Below are 21,815 nucleotides of genomic sequence, written 5' to 3'. Positions count from 1 at the left end.
CGTGATGCCCTTGCGAGACATAAAATCCTATTTTTTTGAACGACCCTTGAAAGAAATTCACTTGCGCCGTACGTCAATCCGCGTCAATCACCCTCCAATTGACCTGCGACTGACGCGGGCTCTGCTCCGAGATCTAAGGTAATACCATGGCGCGCGATACCACCGACCAGACTCCGCTCTCCTCGGTCTCGGAAATGACGGCCTATCTGGCCGCCGGCAACAAACCGAGGGAGAAATTCCGTATCGGCACCGAGCACGAGAAATTCGTGTTTTTCCGCGCCGACAACAGCCCGGTCCCCTATTTCGGCGAAGCCAGCATTTCCGCGCTCCTCACGGGACTGCAGAAGAAGAGCGGCTGGGATCCGATCATGGACGGCGACAACATTATCGGGCTCGGCGAACCTACAGGCATGGGCGCGATCTCGATCGAGCCGGGCGGTCAGTTCGAGCTTTCCGGCGCGCCGCTCGAAACCATCCACCAGACCTGCAAGGAATCCAACAATCATCTGGCAACGGTGCGCGAGATCGCCGAACCGATGGGCATCCGTTTCCTCGGTGTCGGCGGCAGCCCGAAGTGGACCCTTGCCGAAACGCCGCGCATGCCGAAATCGCGCTACGACATCATGACTCGCTACATGCCGAAGGTCGGCACCATGGGTCTCGATATGATGTATCGCACCTGCACGATCCAGGTGAATCTCGACTTTTCCTCGGAAGCGGATATGCGCCGCAAGATGCGCGTGTCGATGAAACTGCAGTCGCTGGCAACGGCGCTCTTTGCCTCCTCTCCCTTCACCGAGGGCAAGCCGAACGGGCTTTCCTCCTGGCGCGGCGAAATCTGGAAAGATACTGACAACCGCCGCGGCGGCCTGCTCGATTTCACGTTCCGCGACGATTTCGGCTTCGAAGACTATGTGAAGTGGGCGCTCGACGTTCCCATGTATTTCGTCGTTCGCGACGGCCGTTATCACGACTGTACGCATGTCACTTTCCGTCAATTCATGGATGGAGCGCTGAAGGGCGAAATCGCCGATTGGCAACCGACGATGGGCGATTGGACGAACCATCTCTCCACCCTCTTCCCGGATGTTCGCCTCAAGCGCTTCCTCGAAATGCGCGGCGCAGATGGTGGCCCGTGGCGCCGCATCTGCGCGTTGCCGGCCTTCTGGGTCGGCCTGCTCTATGACGACGAGGCGCTGACGGCGGCCGACGAGCTGACCAAGGATTGGAACTTTCAGGAGGTCAACGCACTGCGTGATGCGGTGCCGGCGCAGAGCCTAAAGGCTTCCATCAAGGGCCACGGTCTGCTTGATATTGCACGCGAAGTGGTCGGCATTTCGCGCCTTGGCCTGAAGAACCGCAATCGCTTGAATGGCGACGGCCAAGACGAAACCGTCTTCCTTTCGCCGCTTGACGAAGTGCTTGCCAAGAAGGGTACTCTCGCCGACGATCTGCTGATGCTCTACAATGGCCGCTGGAACCAGTCTGTCGAACCGATCTTCGAGGAGTATCAATACTGATAGGCGGTTATCTGCCGTCGCGGCCTGGCGAGTTCACGGCAGAAACCGGTATGCGCCCTCTTTTTTCCGCTATACTATTGGAATCAAGCGCCGCCTGATTCCGAAGCGGCCTCCTAGAGCAGGATGATTTTAGGTCGAATCGACCTAAAATCTGAATCCGCTCTAGAATCAAAGAAGTAGAGCGTGATGTCATCCGAAAACCGCCTACACTTTTCGGCATCACGCTCTAGCGGGGAAAGGGACTTCGATGCTGCCACTCTTCGACATGATGATGCAGGCACAGAATGGCGCCGCCACGGAGGCCATGGCCAAGCAGTTCAGTCTTGCGCAGGAGCAGGCGGCGAAGGCGATGGCCGCGCTGATGCCGGCCTTTTCCTCCGGCTTCAAGCGCAGCGCCACCGATCCCTATAATTTCATGGGCGTGATGCAGGACATCAGTTCCGGCAACTACGCCAAATATTTCGAAGACATGACCAAGGCCTTTACGCCCGAGGGCATTGCCGACGGCAATGCGGTGCTCGGACGGCTGTTCGGTTCCAAAGACGTTTCCCGGGCGATCGCGGCGCAGGCAGCGCAGATGACCGGCATCGGGCAGGAAATCTACAAGCGCATGCTGCCCGTCATGGCCGATACGCTGATGGGCGGTCTCTTCAAGGAAACAAGCGGCCAGATCCCGCAGATGGCCAATCCCTTCCTCAACACCGATATGGGCGAGATGATGCAAGGCTGGCTGCAGAGCATCGGCTTTGCGCCCAAGCAGCAGCCAACACCGCAGGCGAGCATCTTCGACAACCCCTTCACGCAGGCGATGGAGCTGATGTTCGGCGCCGATGCGGTCAAGCGCGAGAAGCCGGCGCCGACCAACCCTTTCCTCGACAATCCCTTCGCCAAGGCCTTTCAGGACATGATGAAGAACTTCCCCATGCCGGCAGAGCCGCCGAAGGAAGAGCCGAAGGCCAAGCCTGCCCCCGGCATCGACATGGCCGCTTATACCGAGATGTTCAACGCCATGTTCGACAGCGGTCTCGAAGTGCAGAAGAATTATCAAAAGAACATGGAAGCGATCTTCGACAGCTATTTGAAGACCGAGGATAAGCCAGCGCCGGAACGGAAGTGAGGCGCGGCTGGTCGTGTTCCGTTCCATTGTTCGCTGTTCCGTACAGGCCGTGCGGATTGCACCCGATTATCACACACTAAGACTGAGCCTATTTCTTATTTCATCTTGAAAAGGAGATAGCCATGTCCAGCATCGATCAATCCGGCAGCTTTACCCTTGGCGACCGCAAGGTCAAACGGCTCGGCTACGGCGCCATGCAGCTTGCAGGCCCCGGCGTATTCGGCCCGCCGAAGGACCATAACACGGCGCTCACAGTCCTGCGCGAAGCAATCGCATCCGGCATCAACCACATCGACACCAGCGACTTTTACGGCCCGCATGTGACCAACCAGCTGATCCGGGAAGCGCTCCATCCCTATCGCGACGATCTCGTTATCGTCACCAAAATCGGTGCGCGGCGCGGCGCTGACGCCTCCTGGCTGCCGGCCTTTTCCGCCGATGAGCTGAAGCAGGCGGTGCACGACAATCTGCGCAATCTGCAACTCGACGTGCTCGATGTCGTCAACCTTCGCGTCATGATCAATCCGCATCACCCGACCGAGGGTTCGATCGAGGCACCGCTGACCGCCCTTGCGGAGCTCAAGCAGCAGGGTCTGGTGCGTCACATCGGGCTTAGCAACGTCACGCGAGACCAGATCGCCGAAGGGCGCAGGATTACCGAGATCGTCTGCGTGCAGAACCTCTACAATCTGGCGCAGCGCACGGATGACGCACTGGTCGATGAACTGGAACGCGACGGCATCGCCTATGTGCCCTTCTTCCCGCTCGGTGGGTTCACACCGCTGCAATCATCGGCGCTTTCCGATGTGGCCGCGCGCCTGAACGCCACGCCAATGCAGGTGGCGCTTGCCTGGCTGCTGCAGCGCGCGCCGAATATCCTGCTCATCCCAGGCACCTCGTCGCTTGCTCACCTCAGGCAAAATATCGCGGCCGCTGAACTCAAGCTGCCGGAGGATGCGATCGCAGAACTCGATCGCATCGCCAACACCAGCCACGCCTGAGGCGCCTCCTCACCGATCCGAGACGGCTCGGGCAGAGAGCTCGAGCCGTCTCTCGATACCGATATTGTTGAGAAACACCTCGTCGTGGCTGACAACCAGTAGCGCGCCGTCATAGGCCCGCAGCCCGGCTTCAACCGCGGCGATGGAGTCGATATCCAGATGGTTGGTTGGTTCATCGAGGATCAGCAACGAAGGCGGCACCGCGCCGCCGAGGACACAAGCAAGTCCAGCCCGCAAAAGCTGGCCGCCGCTCAGGCTGGAGACAATCTGCAGCGCGGCATCAGCCCGAAACATGAAGCGCGCCAGGGCGGCTCGGCAGGCATTTTCGTCAGCCTCCGGATTGATCCGCCGGAAATTGTCGCGAATTGACAGCGATGGATCAAGCAGGCTCACTCGCTGATCCAGCAGGGCGGAATGGAGGACCCGCACCGTGCCGCTCCAAGGTTTTAGCGTGCCGGAGACCAGCGCCAGCAGTGCCGTCTTGCCTGAGCCGTTCGGCCCGGTAACGGCAACACGCTCCGGCCCCGTCATGACGAAATTGAAGTCGCGCAGGATCGGTCGTTCTGGCTCGTAGCCAGAGGTGACGCCCTCCATCCTGAGGACGATCCTGTTTGCCGGCAATCCCGATGTCGGCAGCTTCACGGTCAGGGGCTGCAGGATCTCGATCTTCTCGCGAGCGGCGGCGGCATCCTCTAAGGCCTGGCCACGACGCCGTTCGGCAAGCCGCGTCTTTTCGGCGCTCGTCATTTCGGCCCGCTCCTTCAAACCGCCGAGCATGATGCGCGGAATACCGCCCTTGGCCGCCATCTTCCGGCCGGCTTTGTCCCGCCTCGCCTGCCGCTCGACGGCGGCCTGTGCGCTTCTCTCCACTTCGGCGACACGCTTCTCCGCCTCGGCGAAATCGTGCTCGGCCGCGGAAAGCTCTAGCGCCTTGCGTTCGCGATATTGGCTCCAGTTGCCGCCATAGCGCGAGGCGCCGAGCGAGGTCAGTTCGACGATCGCATCCATGGTGTCGAGCAGCTCGCGGTCATGGCTGATGACGATGGCGCCTGCCCTCCAGCCCGCAAGCAGATCGATGACAGCGGCGCGACCGTCGCGATCGAGATTGTTGGTGGGTTCGTCGAGAATGAGGAAATCGGGATCGTCGACAATGAGGGCAGCAAGACCACAACGGGTGCGCTGTCCTCCCGACAGTGTCACGAGACGCGTTTCCGGGGTGACGTCGAGCCCGACGCGATCAAGGGCCGCGGCGATGCGCGACTCGAGCGTCCAGTCCGCTGAAGCGAGTTCATCATTAGTCGCCTCGCCGGCCTCCGCCCGCTTCAGGACGGCAAGGGCTTTGCTTGCGCCAAAAAGATCGGCAACGGTTTCGTCCGCCTCCACCTGCACGCTCTGGCGCAGGATCCCCAATCGTCCGTTGAACGAGATGCTCCCGGATTGCGGCTGCAGCTCGCCGGAGATGAGCTTGATCAGCGTCGTTTTGCCGACGCCGTTGCGTCCGACAAGGCCGGTGCGCTCGGCGCCGAAGCTCAGATCGAGATTGGAAAGAAGCGGCCGGCCGTCAGGCGTGGACCACGAAAGATTGGATAGAACGATGGATATGGGCATGAGCAAGAATGTCCTCGATGGCAAGGCTGAACGGCATTGCGGTCGAGGTGGAATCCATTGCTGCACACATCCTGTTGGTATCAACGATGCTCATAAATTAGGCGAGCAGTATCTTCAGTTCAAGTCCTGCGAGTGAAGATGCAAGCATTTCACGCGTTGGCATCGATGGCGTCAAGGAAGTCGATGACCCGCTTCCAGGTAAGATCGGCAGCCCTGGCGTCATAATCGGGCAGGCTGGCATCGGTGTAGAGATGGCCGCCGCCCGGATATCGAAAAATCTCTGCCGCGGTTCCGGAGCGCTCGACGGCCTGCCGCCAGGCGGCAACATCTTCCTCCGGTTCAAACGGGTCCGGTTCGGCCAGATGCAGCTGCAAGGGCAGACCCTTGCGCGCGTTCTCAGCGATCGGGGCGACGCCATGCAGTAAAAGGATGCCGGCCGTCTTTTCCCGTTTCGGCCAGAGGCTGGAGATAACGCCGGCCCCCATTGAAAACCCGGCCAATACGGTCGAGGCCGGCAGACCGGCCAACGCCCATTCGGCGCGCTCGCAGATCGTTTCCCAGCCAATCTCGTCCTTGAATTCGAACCCTTCTTCGATCGATCGGGCGATCAGCCCATCATAGAGATCCGGCGCGAAGGCCTTGTGTCCCATGGCCTGCACGCGCTCCACTGCCTCATGCTCGAGCGACCGCAGACCATAGACGGAGTGGAAGAAGATCACCGTTGCCATCATCGCTTCCCTGGTGTTCGGATCAGGTCGTTAGATAAGACAGTTGCTGCAGGAGGCAACTTGCCCGCGTGATCCATGACGAAAACCCGGTCTTCAGAAAGAAAAAACCCGGTGTTGGCCCTTGGGCCGAACACCGGGAAAGAGGCAGGGCTTATTGGCTATCACCCTGCGGGGAAACTATGTCCGCGATCAGCCTCTAAAGCTGCTGAAGGCGGAGAGGCGCGCGCAGCGCCGCGCGGAATTGGTAAGATGGCCGGACGGATCCCCAAAGAAGGTCGAGGTGGTCAGCGCGGCGTTCAAATCCTGCCTGGTGAGGCCGATGTCGCTCAACTGACTGTCGTTCAGCTCATTCAGATATTCGATTTCGTTACGATTTCGGATTGCGCGCCAGATCGATGCGACATTGCTCAAAGCAAGCCCCACGCGTGCCGTCAGCGACAGCGATGGCGTTGCTAGGCCGAGGTCAAGGGTCCGATCTGTCGTGCGCATTTCCGTGTTCCTTTCTTTGGGCACACGCGAGCCCAGCCCCTTTCCGATGATCCGGAAAAGGGGCGTAGGCCGGGAGGAGTTCGACAGGTGTTTCTGTTCGATTGGTATGCTGAATTGCATTCAAGATGCCAAAGCCCTATTGATCAGTCCAACGAATGTTTCTAATGATAACTATCAAACTCCTTTATAGGTGAACCCATGTCCGCGCCGCTTGATATCGATCAGTTGCAGACCTTCATCGCAATCGTGGATTCGGGAAGCTTCACCAAGGCAGCCGACCGCGTGTTCAAGACGCAATCGGCCGTCTCCATGCAGATGCGGCGGCTGGAAGAGCGCGTCGGCAAGCAACTCTTTATCAAGGATGGCCGCGGCAACCGCCTGACGGCGGAAGGCGACAAGCTGCTGAACTATGCGCGCCGCATCATTCGCCTGAACAATGAGGCGATGGCGGCTTTCGACGACAATCGGCTCGAGGGTACGCTGCGCATCGGCACGCCGGACGATTATGCCGATCGCTACATGCCCGAAATCATCGGCCGTTTTGCCAAGACGCACCCGAATGTCGAGCTCTACATCGTCTGCGAACCCTCGGTCGATCTCGCCGAGCGCATGCATCGCGGCGAGCTCGATATCGCGCTCGTCACCCACAATCCGCGCGAACGCATGTCCGATGTCGTGCGAACGGAGCCGCTCTGCTGGGTCGGCTCGGCCAATCATCCGTTGCGCGACGATGCGCCCATTCCGCTCGCCGTCGGCCGTCGCGACTGTCAGTGGCGCCAACTCGCCTGTTCGGCTCTCGATGCCGGCGGCCGCGACTATCAGATCCTGTTCACCAGCTGGTCCTGCACCGTCGTTGCCGCGGCCGTGCTCGCGGGCATGGCAGTCTCGGTCATGCCGGAATCAGCGCTCAGGACCGGCATGAAGGTGCTGACCCAGGCCGATGGCTTCCCACCGCTGCCGCCGGTGCAGATCGGCATCATGAAGCGGGCCGGCCTATCCGTGTCGCTGATGAACGCCATCACCGCCCATATCTCGGCCTGCCTGGACAACATCACGCCGGCTGCGGTGGATGACGATCTCGATGGCGAGGTGAAAACTTATACGCGCTTCTATCCGCGACTGCGCGCCGGGCACATTCTGCCGGGCTGGTGAGCTCGGGGATCACCAGCCAATCGCCTTCGGGAATCGTTACTGCGCCGGCTCTGCCAGCAAGGTAGCGCGGATCACCTGCTTCAATTCATACAGCATACGTAGCGCCATCTCGTCCTCGCTCACGATGGCGAAGCGGATGGATGCGCCGATCAGATGGCTGAACAGTTGCGTGCGTGCTTCAAGGTCGATGCGACTTTCAGCGGGCAGGAAAGGCCGGATGCTCTCTAGAAAAATTTCGGCGACACGATTGCTGTGCTGAATGTTGAGCTGGAGGATATCCCTGTCGATATCCGTGCCGAGCCAGACGCCGATATAGGCGGGATCGCCGCGAAACTCGCGATAATACCAGTCGATCATGGTGCAGACGAGCTCGATAGCATGATCGAGCGATGCCACGAAGGCAAAAGCCTCTCCAACCTTTTGCCGGATGCGGCTGGAATGCCGTTCGAGCAAGGCGCGGACGATCGCCGCCTTGTCCGGAAAATACTGATAGACGGAGCCGATCGGGATTGCGGCAACCGTAGCCAGCTCGGTCATCTTCATTGCGCTCACCCCCTTCTCGGCGATCAGCGCGGCCGCAACCGACAGGATGGCATCGACACGCTGGATGCTTCGCTCCTGCTGTGGCCTCTTTCGGAGCGTAATGCGGTCGGGATTATCCGGATTCATGCTCTTCCCGTTTCATTCTCACACTGAACGGCGCGCCAGTGCGCTCGACGCTATGACACTTGGCGGGTTCAATGCGCGTAAACGGGAAAAGTCCAATTTTAATCATCACTTAGGAGCCGGCGCGAACTCCGGAACGAGGGCCAAAACATGGTTTCGGCCCTCGTAATCGGTAAGCCCGCCTCCTGAACCTGTGCCGTTCTAGGACAGGTATTTCCTCAGGAAATCGATGGTTCTGCCCCAGGCAAGATCGGCCGCCTTCTTGTCGTAGCGCGCAGCCGAGGTATCGTTGTTGAAGGCATGATTGACGCCTTCATAGACGAAGATCTCGAAGGTCTTGCCGGCTGACTGCAGCTCCTTGCGATAGGCCTCGATGCCGGCGTTGATGCGATCGTCCAACCCGGCATAGTGCAACAAGAGGGCAGCCTTGATGTCAGGCACGTCGTCCGCCGGCGGCTGCACACCATAATAGGCAACGCCCGCCTTCAGCTCCGGCGAGATGGTCGCGAAACGGTTGACGAGGCCGCCGCCCCAGCAGAAGCCGACCGCGCCGACCTTGCCGTTGGCGCCATCCGTCTTGGCGAGATAGGTCAGGCTCGCCTCGGCGTTAGCGGCCGTCAATGCCGGATCGAGATTGGTGAACATGTCGCGCGCCTTGTCCTCATCCTCGGGCGTGCCGCCGAGCGGGGAGAGGAAGTCGGGCGCCAGCACCACGAAGCCTTCCAGCGCCATGCGGCGGGCGACATCGCGGATATGCGGATTGAGGCCGCGATTCTCGTGGATGACGATGACACCGCCGAGCTTGCCGGCCGCGTCCTTCGGGCGGACGAGATAGCCCTTCATCTCGCCTTTGCTGCCGGCGAACGTCACATCCCTTGCGTCCAGCCTGCTGTCATCGGCGGCAATGATCTCGGCGCTTGCCTTGTTGGCGGCGAGCAGCGGCGCGATGGCAGCGGCGGCACCGGCCGAACCTGCGAGCTTGGTCAGCTTTTCCATGAAGCCCCGACGATCGAGCGTCAGATGCGTGTATTCGTCATAGGCGTTGATCATCGCCTGCGTCACGACCGGCTTTTCCGTGCTCATAATCCTCTTCTCCCTGTTTCCCCGGCAGCGGGCAACAAACGACCGGCCACCCGCTGACAAGATAGGTCAGTGGGTCTCAGCGCAACGGCAAAGGAAAAACACAAACGCGTTACCGCAGGTTGCGGCTTGCGGAATGCAGGCAGCCTCAGGAGAAGGCGAGCCAGATGCCAAGCCAGCCCCACATGCAGACCAGGGCTGCAAAGCCGAGAGTGAAGAGCGGGCTGCGATAGCGCAGATCGTTGCTGGTCACATGCACGAAGGCATGAGCGTAGCGCGTGGCAACGAAGATCCAGGCGAGGATTACGGCCGGCAGATTATCCGCTTGAGCGGTGTAGAGGACGATACAGCCGACATGGAAGAGCAAGGGCAGCTCGAACTGATTGGCGAGGCTGTTTCGCACCACCAGGCTTTCCGCCGGTTCGTCGGCTGTATGGTTTTCGCGGAATTGCGCTGGCTGGATGCGGCCGGCCTTCACCAGCACGCGGCGGCGCCATCCGAGGAGCGCATAGAGGATGAAGACCAGTACCGCATGCGCCATCATGGGCCAGAACATTTCATAGCCAGTCACGCCGCCAACTCCTTTGGAACTTTCGAAAGCGGATAGGGACAATCAGGACGACCGCGTACCGTCCGGCGAGAGGTAGCGAAAAATCGCAAAACGGGCCAGTAGAATAACCGTCACAACCAGCGTCAGGAATTTCAGCCGCACGATGATCGGCAGCAAGGCCCCCAGCAGCGATATTGTGGCATCGGAGGGCGTTGCCGGCGGATAGAGCATCAGGCCGGCGATATTCTCGGCATAATCGACAAGCGTGTAGAAGATCGGCAGGCAGAAGATGACTGCGGTCGCGCCGGGTGGAATCGGCCGGCCGAAGAAAAAGCCGCCGGGGCCGACCAGCCGCATCAGGCAGAACAACAAGCCGCCCAATACCAGCGGGAAGATCAGCTCCGGCCCGAGATACATGGAATGCAGGATCGCGGCCGGATCGGGATGATCCCTGAGATAGCGCAGCATGGCGACGACGTCTTCGCGCTCATAGCCGCCGATACGCGCATCGAGCATCTGCTGGCCGGCTGCGGCATCGCTGAATACCCTTACGAAGCCAGCCTGAATCCAGGCAAAAAGTGCGAGGGAAAGAGCCGCAAGGATCGCCGCCAGGCCCTCTACAGCGCCGCGTGTCATATGTGACACGCAAAGGTCGCTGTAGCACTTTTAATCTGCTGCATAATTTTTTCCTTAAATCGATCACGATTTAAGGAATTATGCAGTAAGGACCTGGCGTTGTCCAAAGCGCGATCTGTCATCGATCAGCCGCCTGCGCCCGGATAATTCGGGCTTTCGCGGGTGATCGTCACGTCATGGGCATGGCTTTCGCGCAGACCCGCGCCGGAGATTCGCACGAAGGTGGCGCGCTCCTGGAAATCCTTGAGATCGGCGCCGCCGACATAGCCCATGGCGGCCTTGAGGCCGCCTGCGAGCTGATGCAGCACGCCAGAGACAGGCCCCTTATAGGGAACCTGGCCTTCGATGCCTTCCGGCACAAGCTTCAGCGTGTCGCGGACCTCGGCTTGGAAGTAACGGTCCGCCGAACCGCGCGCCATGGCCCCAACGGAGCCCATGCCGCGATAGGCCTTGAAGGAGCGACCCTGATAGAGATAGACCTCGCCCGGGCTTTCATCCGTGCCGGCGAGCAGCGAACCGATCATCGCAGCGGATGCGCCGGCGGCGATCGCCTTTGCAAGGTCGCCGGAGAACTTGATGCCGCCATCGGCGATGACAGGGATGTTCTGATCCTGCGCGGCCTGCACAGCCGACATGATGGCGGCCAGCTGCGGCACGCCGACGCCGGCGACGATACGGGTCGTGCAGATGGAGCCGGGGCCGATACCAACCTTGACGGCATCCGCACCTGCATCGATCAGCGCGCGGGTGCCGTCATAGGTCGCGACGTTGCCGGCCATGATGCGGACGGAGTTGGACAGCTTCTTGACGCGGGTGACGGCATCGAGAACGCGCTGCGAGTGACCATGGGCGGTATCGACGACCAGAAGGTCGACGCCGGCGTCAATCAGGCGCTCGGCCCGCTCATAACCATCGTCGCCGACGCTAATGGCGGCTGCGGCGCGAAGACGGCCCTGGGCATCCTTCGAAGCATGCGGGTTCAGCTGCGACTTCTCGATATCCTTGACGGTGATCAGGCCGACGAGACGGCTGTCGCCATCGACGACAAGTAGCTTTTCGATGCGGTGCGTGTGCAGCAGGCGCTTGGCTTCATGCTGCTGAACACCGTCCTTGACCGTCACGAGATTCTCGCGGGTCATCAACTCGTAGATCTTCTGCTCGGGATCGGAGGCGAAGCGGACGTCGCGGTTGGTGAGGATACCGACGAGGCGGTGCGACTTTTCGACGACCGGGATGCCGGAAATGCCATGCGCCTTCATCAGGCTAAGCGCTTCGGCAAGTGTGGCGTCAGGACCGATGGTCACGGGATTGACCACCATGCCGCTTTCGAACTTCTTGACCTGGCGGACCTCTTCGGCCTGCTGAACCGGCGTCAGATTACGGTGGATAACACCCATGCCGCCGGCCTGGGCCATGGCGATCGCAAGGCGGCTTTCCGTCACAGTGTCCATGGCGGCGGAGAGGATCGGGAGATTGAGCTCGATGTCCTGGGCGATGCGGGTGGCGATATTCGTCTGGCCCGGCATGACCTCGGAGTGTCCCGGCTGCAGGAGCACGTCGTCGAATGTCAGAGCATCCAACCCGGTTGACGTTTCAATGATGCGTGCCATGGCCAATTCCTTCGTCTGTGAAAAACAGGAAAGCCCGGAACGAATCGTCTACCGGGCGATCTTGCAAGTGTTGCTTGGAAGTTGGCGAGGGCTGGTAACACGTCTATGACAGGAAGGGAATAGCAAAAAGCGATGGGCAGCTATGCCAAACCCTGTCTTCGGTTGCAGCATCAGGATCGAAGCCATTCACGGCGTCCCATTGTGACATGATGGAACTTTGAAAAGATTTCCATACAAGGTGTGCGAGAGGCAGCCCGCCGGAAACGCCCGTTTCGCAAACAGTAGAAAGATCAGATGCAAGACGGACGCTTTGACCGGGGTTTTCGAAACTGCGTAACCCCTTGATTTATGCGTATGATCTCCTTCGCCCACGTAACGTATGGAAGAGAACAAGGCTTAGAGTGACGGCAGCCAAATTATAGAGCGTCGCGACTGCGAATGCCGCCCCATAGCCGGCGGCCGGGACTATAGAGTTTGCTTGCACACCGCTGTCGTCAATGACGCCGAACAAGATGATGCCGACAATCGTCAGGCCGAAGGCCGAACCTGCCGCCTGAATGGCGCTGAAGACGCCGGACGCCATCCCGACTTCCGAATCGGCAATGGTGCTCAGAACCATATTGAGCAAAAGCGGAATGACAATTCCCTGCCCAAATCCTTGCAGTATCACCGAGATAGTCAAGGTCGACGTCTCTCCGCCGAGAAAGCCGTCAGCAACCGCGATTAGCAAGCCCAAGCTGAAGATGCCCATGCCGAAGATTGGCGCCTGATGCTCCATCCGCTTCGCCAAGAAGGCCGAAACCAGGGAACCCGCGAAGAAAGCGATCGTGGAGGGGAGAAACAGCATCGCCGCCTGCAAAGGGGTCCTGCCGAGGCCGACCTGTAAAAAGATCGTCAGCGACAGCGAGAAGGAACTGATCGCAGAGAAAAACAGGAACGACGCCAGCATACCGAAGGCGAAGCCGCCGTTCTTGAACAGCAGGGGATCAATAATCGGGACACCGCCTCGCCGCGTCAGGCGGTTTTCATAGGCGATGAAGGCGGCGAACAAGGGCACGGATGACAAGAGGCCGATGATCGTCCACCACGGCCAATGCTGCTCTCGCCCCATCATCGCTGGCAGGAGGATTGCCGTGAGAGCGGAAGCCCCTAGGAATGCTCCGACAACATCGAGCCTCGCCGATGCAGTTTCTTTGGTTTCAACGATGAACCACTTCCCGGCAATGATGGCGTAGGCGGCAACCGGTAGATTGACGAAGAAGATCAGGCGCCAGCCGAGATCGCCGATATCGAGCGCCATCAAGCCACCGCCGAGCACTTGCGAGGCGGCACCGGCCGCGCCCTGTACCCCTCCCATCATCCCAAACGCCCGGCGACGCTCGTCCCCATCGAACAGCAATCGCAGCGACGCATAGATCTGCGGCATGAGCAGCGCCGCGCCGATCCCCTGCAGTGCTCGCGAAGCAATCAGGCTCCAGGGCGATGAAGCGAGGCCACACAGCAAAGATGCGACCGCAAAGATGGCCATGCCGGAGAGAAACATCCGCCGCCGGCCGTAGAGATCGCCCAACCGGGCGCCATTGAGCAGCATTGCGCCATAGGAGACGCTGTAAGCCACCATGATCATCTGCAACTCGGCGTTCGAGGCGTGCAAGTCCCGTTGAATATTCGGGAGCGCGACGTTGACGATGAAAAGATCGAGGATGGTGACGAAATTTCCGGTCAGTAACACTGCGAGCGATGAATTGGCCCCTGCCCAGCGAGGCTCTTTCCTAACCAACTTCATTTGTATCTCCGGCTTAGGGGAAGCAGGGTGGGGTTGGGCTTCCCGTGGGAGAAACGATATCCAGTCTTGAATATTGATCAATTATGGGAAATGGACTTTCATTAAGGACAATAAGTCTTCAATTGGTATCGCTATGGATAGCTTCAGTAGTCTTGCCGCCTTCGTTCGCGCTGCCGAGCAACGCAGCTATGTGGCGGCGGCTCGCGTCGCCGGCCTGTCGCCATCGGCCATCGGCAAGGCCATCGCACGCCTCGAAGCCAGGCTTGGCGTCCGGTTGTTCAACAGGACAACGCGCAACATCAGCCTGACTGAGGAAGGTTCAGCGTTCTATGAACGCTGCAAGCGTATCATCGACGACCTCGAAGATGCGGAGGCCAGCCTTATAGAAAGCCGGATGCGCCCGAGGGGGCGCCTGCGCATCAGCGTCCCGCATATCGTCGGTCATCACCTCTTGATGCCCATACTGCCGACCTTTGTCGCACGATATCCCGAGATCGAGCTGGAAATCGACTTTGAAGACCACGTCACCGATCTGGTGACGGAAGGAGTGGATGTCGCCGTTCGCAGCGGCGAACTCGCCGATACCCGTCTGATTGCCCGACACCTCGGGGAGCAGCATTTCGCTGTTTGTGGAAGCCCTGCCTATTTCGATCGCCACATTCTTCCGACGACGCCGGCCGACCTCGCCCTACATGCGTGCATCCATTTTAAATATCCAACGAGCGGCCGGCTGGCACCCTGGGCCTTTGCTCCTTCAAACGAAAAGCTGACCTTGCCGAGGAGCCTGATCTTCAACAATACAGACGCGAGCTTGCGGGCAGCATTGGACGGCTTGGGGATCGCCCACCTGCCGATCTATGTCGCGGCGGCACATATCCGCGCAGGGTCGCTTGTTCCTGTGCTGACCTCACATATGGTCGCGTTTGGCTCATTATCGCTCGTCTGGCCGTCCAATCGCCAATTGTCCCCGAAGGTCCGGGCCTTTGTGGATTTCGTGGCCAAGCATCTCGCAGCACGACCAGATGCTTTCCAAGCAGCGGTGATGCTGTCGCCAAACTCCTAAAGTCAGCGACAAGCTACCAATAATGAGACGTCAGGAACAATTCTGTCGCAAGCCTGCTCTCGAAAACCCGATTTGCGCTACTGACTTTCACGACAGAAACTATCCGCATATTCGTTGCCGATCAGCCTTGTGATCTTACTTTGAAAATAGGCCGTAATCTTCCCCAGCTCGCGCTAAACATCGAACTGGTAGGACTTCGGCACATAGCGAAAACCTTCCGGCTGCTTTTCGACGAAGCCGACGGCGGGGAAAGGCATGTGGAAGCCGAGGAAGGGGATGCGGTCGGCGGCGATCATGTCGAAGATGCGGCGGCGGGTCTTGGCCGCCTGCGGCTTGTCCAGATCGAAACGCACGTCCCAGTCCGGGCGGCCGAGCGACAGGACATAATGGTTGGCGGTGTCGCCGGTGATGACGAGCTGCCTGCCGCCGGATTCCAGGTGAAAAACGAGATGGCCGGGGGTGTGGCCCGGCGCCAGCATGGCGGTCATCCCGCTGACGATCTGGTCACCATCCTTCAAGAAGGTCATCTTCTCGGCGAAGGGCGCGACATTGGCGAGCACGGCCTTGTGACCGCCTTCCGCCGGCGTTCCCTCGCGCGCCTTATCGGTCCAGAACCCATACTCGATCTCGCCGCTGACATAGCGAGCATTCGGAAAGGCCGGGCCGCCCTCCTCCATCAGTCCGTTGATGTGATCGCCATGCAGATGCGTGAGCGCGACGACGGTGACCTGCTCCGGCGTGTAGCCGACTGCCTTCAGCCCCTCGCGAAAACGGCCAAGGCCACGCGCGCGTCCGGCTGCACCAAAGCCGGTATCGACGACGATCACGTCGGAACCGGTATCGATGATGGCGGGCGCATAGGTGTTCACGAGCTTTTCCGTCGGCAGGAAATTCTGCTCCAGCAATTTGCGAACCGTATCGGGGGCCTGGTTCGAGCCAAAGGTCTCCCAGGGATTATCCATGATGCTGGCGCCGTCCTTGACGACTGTTACGGTGCAGGATCCCAATTTGAACTGATGCGTATCCGGGGGCAGGACGGCAGTCATGAACTTACTCCTTGTGCTGATGCGCAACGTAAGCTGCGCCTATCGACGTCGTCGGTAGCAACGGCCTGGAACACATGCTGCTTGACCGAAAATTGGTCATGACAAGACGATCCGAATCCGCTAATACACCGAACGATGTTTTATGCGTTTAGCATTTACATGCTCTTAGCATATGTCAAACCCTGTGTTCTGCGCCAGCGACGGCGGCCGTCACGAAGACGTGATCCCCAAGCATTCATGGAGCAAGATCCGGGATTGGCAGCGGCCTCGCATAGGACTACAGAGCGGCTGATCGCGCCAACAGCGATAGCCTTACCGAGACAGACCTATCAAGGCGGATGCCTATGAATCGCATCGTTCCATTGATCCTCGCCGTCGCACTCTTCATGGAACAGATGGATTCCACCGTCATCGCGACAGCGCTGCCGGCCATCGCCAACGATCTCCATGTCGGCCCGATCACGCTCAAGCTGGCCCTGACCTCCTACATGGTGTCGCTGGCCGTCTTCATCCCGATCAGCGGCTGGATGGCGGATCGCTTCGGCGCGAAGAACATCTTCCGTGTTGCCATCTGCGTCTTCGTCATCGGTTCCATCATGTGCGCCTTTTCGGGCGGCCTGCTGGAATTCGTCTTCGCCCGCTTCCTGCAGGGCGTCGGCGGCTCGATGATGACTCCGGTCGGGCGGCTTGTGCTGGTGCGCACCACGCAGAAAAGCGACCTGGTTTCGGCCATGGCGCTGCTTTCCATCCCGGCGCTCGTCGGCCCGCTTGCCGGCCCGCCGCTCGGCGGTTTCATCACCACCTATGCTTCCTGGCACTGGATCTTCCTGATCAACGTTCCCGTCGGCATCCTCGGCGTGATCTTGGCGTCAATCTTCCTGCCGGAGGTGGAAGCGACCAAGCCGCCGAAACTCGATGTCATCGGTTTCCTTTTGACGTCCTTTGCCGCCTCCGGGGTCGTCTTCGGCATGTCCGTCATCAGCCTGCCGGCGCTGCCGCCCTATGTCGGCATCTCGGCTGTTATCATCGGCTTTGTCTGCGGCTTCCTCTATGTCGGTCATGCGCGCCGACACCCGGCGCCGATCCTCGATCTCACGCTGCTGAAGAACACCACCTTCCGCGCCTCGGTGACGGGCGGCACGCTGTTCCGCATCTGCATCGGCGCCATGCCGTTCCTGACGCCGCTGATGCTGCAGCTCGGCTTCGGCCTTAATCCGTTCCAGTCCGGCCTCATCACCTTTGCCGGCGCGATCGGTGCGATCTCGACCAAGTTCATCGCGCGCCGCGTCTTCACCGCCGTCGGCTTCAAAACGGCGCTGCTTTCAGCTGCTGCCGTCACGACAGTGACGACGATCTGCACCGGTCTTTTCCAGCCGTGGACGCCGCACCTCATCATCGTCGGCATCCTGCTGATCGGCGGCTTCTCGCGCTCGTTCTTCTTCACCGGCATCAATGCACTCGCCTTTGCCGATATCACCGACAAGCAGGCGAGCCAGGCGACATCGATGAGCTCGGTCATGCAGCAAATCAGCCTGGCGCTCGGCGTTGCCGTCGCCGCCATGATCCTGGAAGCCTCGACCTTCTTTAGCGGCACGCAGCTGCAGGTTCGCGATTTCCATATCGCGTTCTTCTGCATTTCGATCCTGACCGTGGTCGCCACCATCCCCTTCATCCGCATGGATCGCAGCGCCGGCGCCATGGTTTCCGGCCACAAGGCTGGCCTCAAGCGTGTCGCAGCGGTACAGCCGCAGGTGGAGCAGACGGTCGCAAAGTGACGGTCCAGCCCTCCTTGCGCTTCAGCTAAACGGCAGCGCAATGAGGGTTTCGTCAGTTTAGCGATTGAGGGTCGCCGGATTCAGCGGTCGGCGGCGGATTGCTCTTCTTCCGTCTCGCCTTCCGGCTTCCGGCCCTTGAAGCCTTTCGCCAGCAGGAACATTTCCACCGACTCGGCTCTGGATGCGCCGGGCTTTACATGGACGACCTGACGGAAATTCTGCTTGAGGAAGGTCAGCAGGTCTCGCTCCGTGCCGCCCTGGAAGGTCTTGGCGAGGAAATGCCCGCCTTCGGCCAGCACCTCGACGGCGAAATGCGCTGCGACTTCGCAAAGATGCATCGTGCGCAGATGGTCGGTCCGGTGATGACCGGTCGTCGGCGCGGCCATATCCGACAGCACCAGATCGGGCGTACCTCCGACCGCATCGATCAGCAGCTGCGGCGCATCCGGCTCCAAAAAGTCGAGCTGCAGGATGCTGACGCCAGGGATCGGCGCCATTTCGAGGAAGTCGATAGCGGCGACGCGAATATCCTCCTCGGTCGAATCGGTCACCTTGGCGGCGATCTGCGACCAGCTGCCCGGAGCGGCACCCAGATCGATGATGCGGCGAGCACCCTTGAGGATCTGATGCTTCTCGTCGATCTCCAGCAGCTTGAACGCGGCGCGGGCGCGATAACCTTCAAGCTGGGCGCGCTGCACATAGGGATCGTTGATATGGCGCTGCAGCCATTGGCGCGACGAAGCCTTCAGCTTCTTTTTCTTGACGCGCTGGCCGAGCTTGCGGCCCGTGCGGTTGCCGGCGATGGTTGGCTTGGTCACGTCTGCGGCCCCTTCATATCCCTCGGTCGATGACCCCGGCGCGAGCGGCCCCGCCGCCAAACGCCATCGTCTGCCATCATATCGGTCAGCAATCCCTCGCGCAGGCCGCGATCGGCAACGCGCATGCGCGGGCTCGGCCAACGGCGGCGGATCGCCTCTAGAATGGCGCATCCTGCCAGCACGAGATCGGCGCGATCCGGCCCGATGCAGGGATTGGCAGCGCGGCCGGCAAAATCCCAGGACAAGAGCTTCGCCTGCATCGCACTCACCTCGTCATCCGACAGCCAGACGCCGTCGACCCTGCGCCGGTCGTAGCGCGGAAGATCGAGGTGAACGCCGGCGAGCGTCGTCACCGTGCCCGAAGTTCCGATCAGGTGGAAGTCGCCGCTGTCGCGTGCGGCGCCATGCACCGGCGGGCAATCGAAACGCTCGAGCATGCGCTGAACTTCGCACACCATCGTCTCGAACAGTTCAGGCGTCACGTCGCGACCGCCATGCCGCTCGGAGAGTGTGACGACACCGACTGGCAGCGAGGTCCAATGGGTGATGTGATTGGCCAGCCGGCTTGAGCGATTCTCGCCGATACGGATGACGGCAATCTCGGAAGAGCCGCCGCCAATATCGAACAGCACGACGGAGCGCGCCTCCGGTCCCACCAGCGACGAGCAGCCGGAAACGGCAAGCCGCGCCTCGGTCTCGCGATCAATGATTTCGAGCTGGAGTCCTGTTTCTTCAGTTACGCGCGCAAGGAATGCCTCGCCATTGTCGGCGGCGCGGCAGGCTTCGGTCGCGATCAGCCGCATGCGCCGGATTTCGCGTGTCTTCAGCTTGGCCGCGCAGATGCGCAGCGCCTCCACAGCCCGATCCATGGCATCGCTCGACAGACGTCCGCTGGCACCGAGCCCCTCACCGAGGCGCACGATGCGAGAAAATGCATCGACCACCCGGAACTGGCCGGGGCGGGTCGGCTGCGCGATCAGCAGGCGGCAATTGTTGGTGCCAAGGTCAAGGGCCGCATAGAGGTCGAGTGGCCGGGAATCGGCGTCGGCATAGTGGTGATGTTGGCCCTGCCCTTCACGGCGCGGCGGCGATTGCCTGATCTGGCGATGCTCGTCATGGGCCACTGACGCATGCGCGTTCGAAGGCGCATTGGCAGGAGCGACGATCTGCGCCACTTTCTCATGCACCAGAGGCCGGCCCTGCAGGCCACGCTTGCTGCGATGCTTGCGCCGGTTCTTGCCGCTTTTATACGAAGACGGATGGCCATGATCCGGCGAGGCACGATGCTCAGCCGGTGCCGAAAGCTGCTGTGTCTGGGAAGCAGGCTGCGCGCCACCTTGGGCTGCGCGTGCACGGCGCCGCCGCTTACGCTTTTTGGCCGGTAAGCCGGCCTCATCCTCTGCTGGGCGTTGCGCCACCTGGCTGGACTTGCCTGCCTGGGCGGCCTCCGCAGAATGAGCGTTCGGACGGCCGTGACCGCGCTTACGCTTCGCGCGCCGGGAGGATTTACCCTTCCTGCGCTCTGCTGCCGACGCCCCGTCTGCCTGCGGCGCTAGGCCGCTGTCGGGGTCACTCACGTATCTTTTCCACCGCGCCGCGCAAGGCCCCTGAAGGTATGCTGCTGGCGCTCGTTCGATTTTCGTTGGGCAAAGAATACCAGCAGGATGGGTTTTCGCCAAATTCTTTTTGAATCACGCCATTTTAGTCGCGCGCCAAACAGCCCTCAGGCGACCAGATGCGCCCTGACATCAGCCGCAAGTTGCTCCATCCGGTCGATCGGCGCATGCCCGATCAGCATGAAGGCGTGGGTGGCGCTCGACCAATAGACGACATTCATGCCCTTGCGATTTTCCGTGTCCGGCGCCGCCGCACCCTTGGCGGATCGGACGATGCAGAGCGCCATGGGACCGCTTTCCGGATCGAGATAGGCGATTTGAGCCAACGGCTTGCTGTCATAATTCAGGATCTGAGCACGCTTGAACTCGATACCCGGCATGGCGACGGCTTCGGGCGCCAGCGACAGATTCAATTTGGCGCCGACTTCATTCAATTGCGCAACCTGCTGCGCCTGATCACCGGCCGGCGCGCTCAGCGTATCCGCCGTATAGAGCGAGAGATATTCCGCCACTACGGCACGCCATTCTGTATCTTCGTCCGGTTTCGAAAGCCGGTGGCCGATGCCGATCACGGCACGGTCGACGGCAATGGCAGCGACGAAACTTGCGGCGACGGCCGCAAGGAAACCGCGGCGGCCGATGCCGGCAGTGCTGGCTTTGCTCTCCTCTCTCGAGGGAATGCCGGCAAGCATGGCATCCAGCTTCGCAGCCGGAGCCTCGGCAAGCATCGGCTGGAATGCCTCTGCGAAGGGCAAGGTGCTGCGCGACAGAAAATCAAATCGTTCCGCCACGCGCTCGTCGTCGGCGATCAATCGTTCGATCCGCTCGCGCTCGGAGGCATTCAGCTCGCCATCGATGAAGGCGGTGAGCTGCTCGTCCGAGGGCATCTGTCCTTTATGCAATTCACTCATTTCCATTCCCCAGTCGCTCACCTCCGGACGATTTTCCGTCAGCCGCCATTCCCATGCCCTCGGCGAGTTTCGCCCGCGCCGCCGCCAGCCGGCTCATGACCGTTCCGATCGGCACATCAAGAACGTCAGCCACCTCGCGATAGGAAAGCCCTTCGACATAGGCCAGGAACACCGCAGTGCGCTGCGCCTCCGGCAGGGCCTGAACGCGCTGCAACACCTGCCCAGCCAAAATATGCGTTTCGGTTTCCCGAGCACCGTCGAAAACCAGCGTGTCGTCGGCATCGACAAAGCCCTGCCCCATACGCACTCGGCGCGAGCGGACCTCGTTCAGCCAGATCGAATGCAGGATGGCAAAGAGCCAGCGATCGAGCCGCGTGCCCGATGTGAACTGAGCCGCTCGCTCCAGAGCCCTGACGCAGGTCGCCTGCACGAGATCGTCGGCCACGTCACGCTGACGCGATAGCACCACGCCATAGCGCCACAGCCGCGTCAGATGTTGGGACAGGCCCGCCCTGATATCCTCTTCGCTCGCTATGACATCCTCCGCCACTTTCGCATGTCCGGGAGCCGCCGATCTTTTTGGCGGCTCCGCTGCCGTCAGACTATAAGCAGAAATTGCGCCACGAGCGACTGGCATCACTCC

The 21,815-nt window shown here is 60.7% G+C and carries 21 protein-coding genes; 7 read left to right on the top strand and 14 right to left on the bottom strand.

Going from position 1 to position 21,815, the window contains the following annotated elements; translation table 11 throughout:
- The first annotated feature begins 146 nt into the window (after positions 1 to 146).
- From AC13QE_RS24210 to AC13QE_RS24200, 3 genes are all read left to right on the top strand, one after another.
- Positions 147 to 1,520: a glutamate--cysteine ligase gene (locus AC13QE_RS24210; RefSeq protein ID WP_488485574.1), complete on the top strand. Its 1,374-nt coding sequence runs from the start codon at positions 147 to 149 to the stop codon at positions 1,518 to 1,520.
- Positions 1,521 to 1,767: 247 nt separating this feature from the next.
- The gene (locus tag AC13QE_RS24205) at positions 1,768 to 2,637 is read left to right on the top strand and encodes a DUF937 domain-containing protein (protein ID WP_488485573.1); all 870 of its coding nucleotides are present in this window, start codon (positions 1,768 to 1,770) and stop codon (positions 2,635 to 2,637) included.
- Between the two features lie 122 nt (positions 2,638 to 2,759).
- The gene (locus tag AC13QE_RS24200; RefSeq protein WP_488485572.1) at positions 2,760 to 3,638 is read left to right on the top strand and encodes an aldo/keto reductase family oxidoreductase; all 879 of its coding nucleotides are present in this window, start codon (positions 2,760 to 2,762) and stop codon (positions 3,636 to 3,638) included.
- A 9-nt stretch (positions 3,639 to 3,647) separates the two neighbouring features.
- Here the strand turns inward: AC13QE_RS24200 and AC13QE_RS24195 are convergent, their stop codons facing one another.
- Positions 3,648 to 5,246, bottom strand: coding sequence for an ABC-F family ATP-binding cassette domain-containing protein (locus AC13QE_RS24195; RefSeq protein ID WP_488485571.1), 1,599 nt, complete (start codon positions 5,244 to 5,246; stop codon positions 3,648 to 3,650).
- On the opposite strand from AC13QE_RS24195, the gene AC13QE_RS24190 reads away from it, so the two are divergent.
- Positions 5,245 to 5,382, top strand: a complete 138-nt coding sequence (locus tag AC13QE_RS24190; protein WP_488485570.1) for a hypothetical protein — start codon at positions 5,245 to 5,247, stop codon at positions 5,380 to 5,382. The genes AC13QE_RS24195 and AC13QE_RS24190 overlap by 2 nt on opposite strands.
- Positions 5,383 to 5,395: 13 nt before the next feature.
- Here AC13QE_RS24190 and AC13QE_RS24185 read toward each other — a convergent pair whose 3' ends face one another.
- Together AC13QE_RS24185 and AC13QE_RS24180 are read right to left on the bottom strand one after the other, a co-directional pair.
- A complete protein-coding gene (locus tag AC13QE_RS24185) occupies positions 5,396 to 5,974 on the bottom strand; it encodes a dienelactone hydrolase family protein (RefSeq protein ID WP_488485569.1) in 579 nt (192 codons plus the stop codon).
- Positions 5,975 to 6,163: 189 nt separating this feature from the next.
- Complete coding sequence (locus AC13QE_RS24180) at positions 6,164 to 6,463, bottom strand: DUF1127 domain-containing protein (protein ID WP_488485568.1); 300 nt, start codon at positions 6,461 to 6,463, stop codon at positions 6,164 to 6,166.
- Positions 6,464 to 6,661: 198 nt separating this feature from the next.
- Between AC13QE_RS24180 and AC13QE_RS24175 the strand changes: the two genes are divergently transcribed.
- Positions 6,662 to 7,615: a LysR substrate-binding domain-containing protein gene (locus AC13QE_RS24175; protein WP_015338895.1), complete on the top strand. Its 954-nt coding sequence runs from the start codon at positions 6,662 to 6,664 to the stop codon at positions 7,613 to 7,615.
- 36 nt (positions 7,616 to 7,651) lie between these two features.
- On the opposite strand, the gene AC13QE_RS24170 is transcribed toward AC13QE_RS24175, so the two are convergent.
- From AC13QE_RS24170 to AC13QE_RS24145, 6 genes are all read right to left on the bottom strand, one after another.
- On the bottom strand, positions 7,652 to 8,284 hold the full coding sequence (locus AC13QE_RS24170) for a TetR/AcrR family transcriptional regulator (RefSeq protein ID WP_488485567.1): 633 nt from the start codon (positions 8,282 to 8,284) through the stop codon (positions 7,652 to 7,654).
- A gap of 198 nt (positions 8,285 to 8,482) precedes the next feature.
- Positions 8,483 to 9,364 (bottom strand): dienelactone hydrolase family protein, encoded by an 882-nt coding sequence (locus AC13QE_RS24165; RefSeq protein ID WP_132715894.1) that lies wholly within the window; start codon positions 9,362 to 9,364, stop codon positions 8,483 to 8,485.
- A gap of 145 nt (positions 9,365 to 9,509) precedes the next feature.
- Positions 9,510 to 9,932: an MAPEG family protein gene (locus AC13QE_RS24160; RefSeq protein ID WP_183711024.1), complete on the bottom strand. Its 423-nt coding sequence runs from the start codon at positions 9,930 to 9,932 to the stop codon at positions 9,510 to 9,512.
- Between the two features lie 42 nt (positions 9,933 to 9,974).
- Positions 9,975 to 10,547 carry a hypothetical protein gene (locus AC13QE_RS24155; RefSeq protein ID WP_488485638.1) on the bottom strand — a complete coding sequence of 191 codons (573 nt, stop codon included), beginning with the start codon at positions 10,545 to 10,547 and terminating at the stop codon, positions 9,975 to 9,977.
- Positions 10,548 to 10,672: 125 nt separating this feature from the next.
- Positions 10,673 to 12,157 carry an IMP dehydrogenase gene (gene guaB / locus AC13QE_RS24150; protein WP_488485566.1) on the bottom strand — a complete coding sequence of 495 codons (1,485 nt, stop codon included), beginning with the start codon at positions 12,155 to 12,157 and terminating at the stop codon, positions 10,673 to 10,675.
- Positions 12,158 to 12,503: 346 nt separating this feature from the next.
- Positions 12,504 to 13,943 (bottom strand): MFS transporter, encoded by a 1,440-nt coding sequence (locus tag AC13QE_RS24145; RefSeq protein WP_488485565.1) that lies wholly within the window; start codon positions 13,941 to 13,943, stop codon positions 12,504 to 12,506.
- 133 nt (positions 13,944 to 14,076) lie between these two features.
- On the opposite strand from AC13QE_RS24145, the gene AC13QE_RS24140 reads away from it, so the two are divergent.
- Complete coding sequence (locus AC13QE_RS24140; RefSeq protein ID WP_488485564.1) at positions 14,077 to 15,006, top strand: LysR family transcriptional regulator; 930 nt, start codon at positions 14,077 to 14,079, stop codon at positions 15,004 to 15,006.
- 173 nt (positions 15,007 to 15,179) lie between these two features.
- Here AC13QE_RS24140 and AC13QE_RS24135 read toward each other — a convergent pair whose 3' ends face one another.
- Positions 15,180 to 16,052 (bottom strand): MBL fold metallo-hydrolase, encoded by an 873-nt coding sequence (locus AC13QE_RS24135; RefSeq protein ID WP_488485563.1) that lies wholly within the window; start codon positions 16,050 to 16,052, stop codon positions 15,180 to 15,182.
- Between the two features lie 344 nt (positions 16,053 to 16,396).
- On the opposite strand from AC13QE_RS24135, the gene AC13QE_RS24130 reads away from it, so the two are divergent.
- A complete protein-coding gene (locus tag AC13QE_RS24130; protein WP_488485562.1) occupies positions 16,397 to 17,827 on the top strand; it encodes an MFS transporter in 1,431 nt (476 codons plus the stop codon).
- A gap of 80 nt (positions 17,828 to 17,907) precedes the next feature.
- Here AC13QE_RS24130 and AC13QE_RS24125 read toward each other — a convergent pair whose 3' ends face one another.
- From AC13QE_RS24125 to AC13QE_RS24110, 4 genes are all read right to left on the bottom strand, one after another.
- Positions 17,908 to 18,645: an RlmE family RNA methyltransferase gene (locus AC13QE_RS24125; RefSeq protein ID WP_488485561.1), complete on the bottom strand. Its 738-nt coding sequence runs from the start codon at positions 18,643 to 18,645 to the stop codon at positions 17,908 to 17,910.
- Positions 18,642 to 20,222, bottom strand: coding sequence for a Ppx/GppA phosphatase family protein (locus AC13QE_RS24120; protein WP_488485560.1), 1,581 nt, complete (start codon positions 20,220 to 20,222; stop codon positions 18,642 to 18,644). Before AC13QE_RS24120 ends, AC13QE_RS24125 begins: the two co-directional genes overlap by 4 nt.
- A 146-nt stretch (positions 20,223 to 20,368) precedes the next feature.
- The gene (locus AC13QE_RS24115) at positions 20,369 to 21,172 is read right to left on the bottom strand and encodes an anti-sigma factor family protein (RefSeq protein ID WP_488485559.1); all 804 of its coding nucleotides are present in this window, start codon (positions 21,170 to 21,172) and stop codon (positions 20,369 to 20,371) included.
- The gene (locus AC13QE_RS24110) at positions 21,165 to 21,809 is read right to left on the bottom strand and encodes an RNA polymerase sigma factor (protein ID WP_488485637.1); all 645 of its coding nucleotides are present in this window, start codon (positions 21,807 to 21,809) and stop codon (positions 21,165 to 21,167) included. The genes AC13QE_RS24115 and AC13QE_RS24110 overlap by 8 nt, the downstream gene beginning before the upstream one ends.
- Positions 21,810 to 21,815 lie beyond the last annotated feature (6 nt).

This window comes from Martinezella sp. CNPSo 3957 (assembly GCF_057784395.1).
The sequence above is the reverse complement of the archived record's forward strand: the minus strand, read 5'-3'. Positions and strand labels throughout refer to the sequence as shown.

Excerpts from the sequence above, each read along its gene's own strand:
- AC13QE_RS24210 (WP_488485574.1), top strand. The coding sequence starts at position 147 with ATGGCGCGCGATACCACCGACCAGACTCCGCTCTCCTCGGTCTCGGAA.
- AC13QE_RS24205 (WP_488485573.1), top strand. The coding sequence starts at position 1,768 with ATGCTGCCACTCTTCGACATGATGATGCAGGCACAGAATGGCGCCGCC.
- AC13QE_RS24200 (WP_488485572.1), top strand. The coding sequence starts at position 2,760 with ATGTCCAGCATCGATCAATCCGGCAGCTTTACCCTTGGCGACCGCAAG.
- AC13QE_RS24190 (WP_488485570.1), top strand. The coding sequence starts at position 5,245 with ATGAGCAAGAATGTCCTCGATGGCAAGGCTGAACGGCATTGCGGTCGA.
- AC13QE_RS24195 (WP_488485571.1), bottom strand. The coding sequence starts at position 5,246 with ATGCCCATATCCATCGTTCTATCCAATCTTTCGTGGTCCACGCCTGAC.
- AC13QE_RS24185 (WP_488485569.1), bottom strand. The coding sequence starts at position 5,974 with ATGGCAACGGTGATCTTCTTCCACTCCGTCTATGGTCTGCGGTCGCTC.
- AC13QE_RS24180 (WP_488485568.1), bottom strand. The coding sequence starts at position 6,463 with ATGCGCACGACAGATCGGACCCTTGACCTCGGCCTAGCAACGCCATCG.
- AC13QE_RS24175 (WP_015338895.1), top strand. The coding sequence starts at position 6,662 with ATGTCCGCGCCGCTTGATATCGATCAGTTGCAGACCTTCATCGCAATC.
- AC13QE_RS24170 (WP_488485567.1), bottom strand. The coding sequence starts at position 8,284 with ATGAATCCGGATAATCCCGACCGCATTACGCTCCGAAAGAGGCCACAG.
- AC13QE_RS24165 (WP_132715894.1), bottom strand. The coding sequence starts at position 9,364 with ATGAGCACGGAAAAGCCGGTCGTGACGCAGGCGATGATCAACGCCTAT.
- AC13QE_RS24155 (WP_488485638.1), bottom strand. The coding sequence starts at position 10,547 with ATGACACGCGGCGCTGTAGAGGGCCTGGCGGCGATCCTTGCGGCTCTT.
- guaB (WP_488485566.1), bottom strand. The coding sequence starts at position 12,157 with ATGGCACGCATCATTGAAACGTCAACCGGGTTGGATGCTCTGACATTC.
- AC13QE_RS24145 (WP_488485565.1), bottom strand. The coding sequence starts at position 13,943 with ATGAAGTTGGTTAGGAAAGAGCCTCGCTGGGCAGGGGCCAATTCATCG.
- AC13QE_RS24140 (WP_488485564.1), top strand. The coding sequence starts at position 14,077 with ATGGATAGCTTCAGTAGTCTTGCCGCCTTCGTTCGCGCTGCCGAGCAA.
- AC13QE_RS24135 (WP_488485563.1), bottom strand. The coding sequence starts at position 16,052 with ATGACTGCCGTCCTGCCCCCGGATACGCATCAGTTCAAATTGGGATCC.
- AC13QE_RS24130 (WP_488485562.1), top strand. The coding sequence starts at position 16,397 with ATGAATCGCATCGTTCCATTGATCCTCGCCGTCGCACTCTTCATGGAA.
- AC13QE_RS24115 (WP_488485559.1), bottom strand. The coding sequence starts at position 21,172 with ATGAGTGAATTGCATAAAGGACAGATGCCCTCGGACGAGCAGCTCACC.
- AC13QE_RS24110 (WP_488485637.1), bottom strand. The coding sequence starts at position 21,809 with ATGCCAGTCGCTCGTGGCGCAATTTCTGCTTATAGTCTGACGGCAGCG.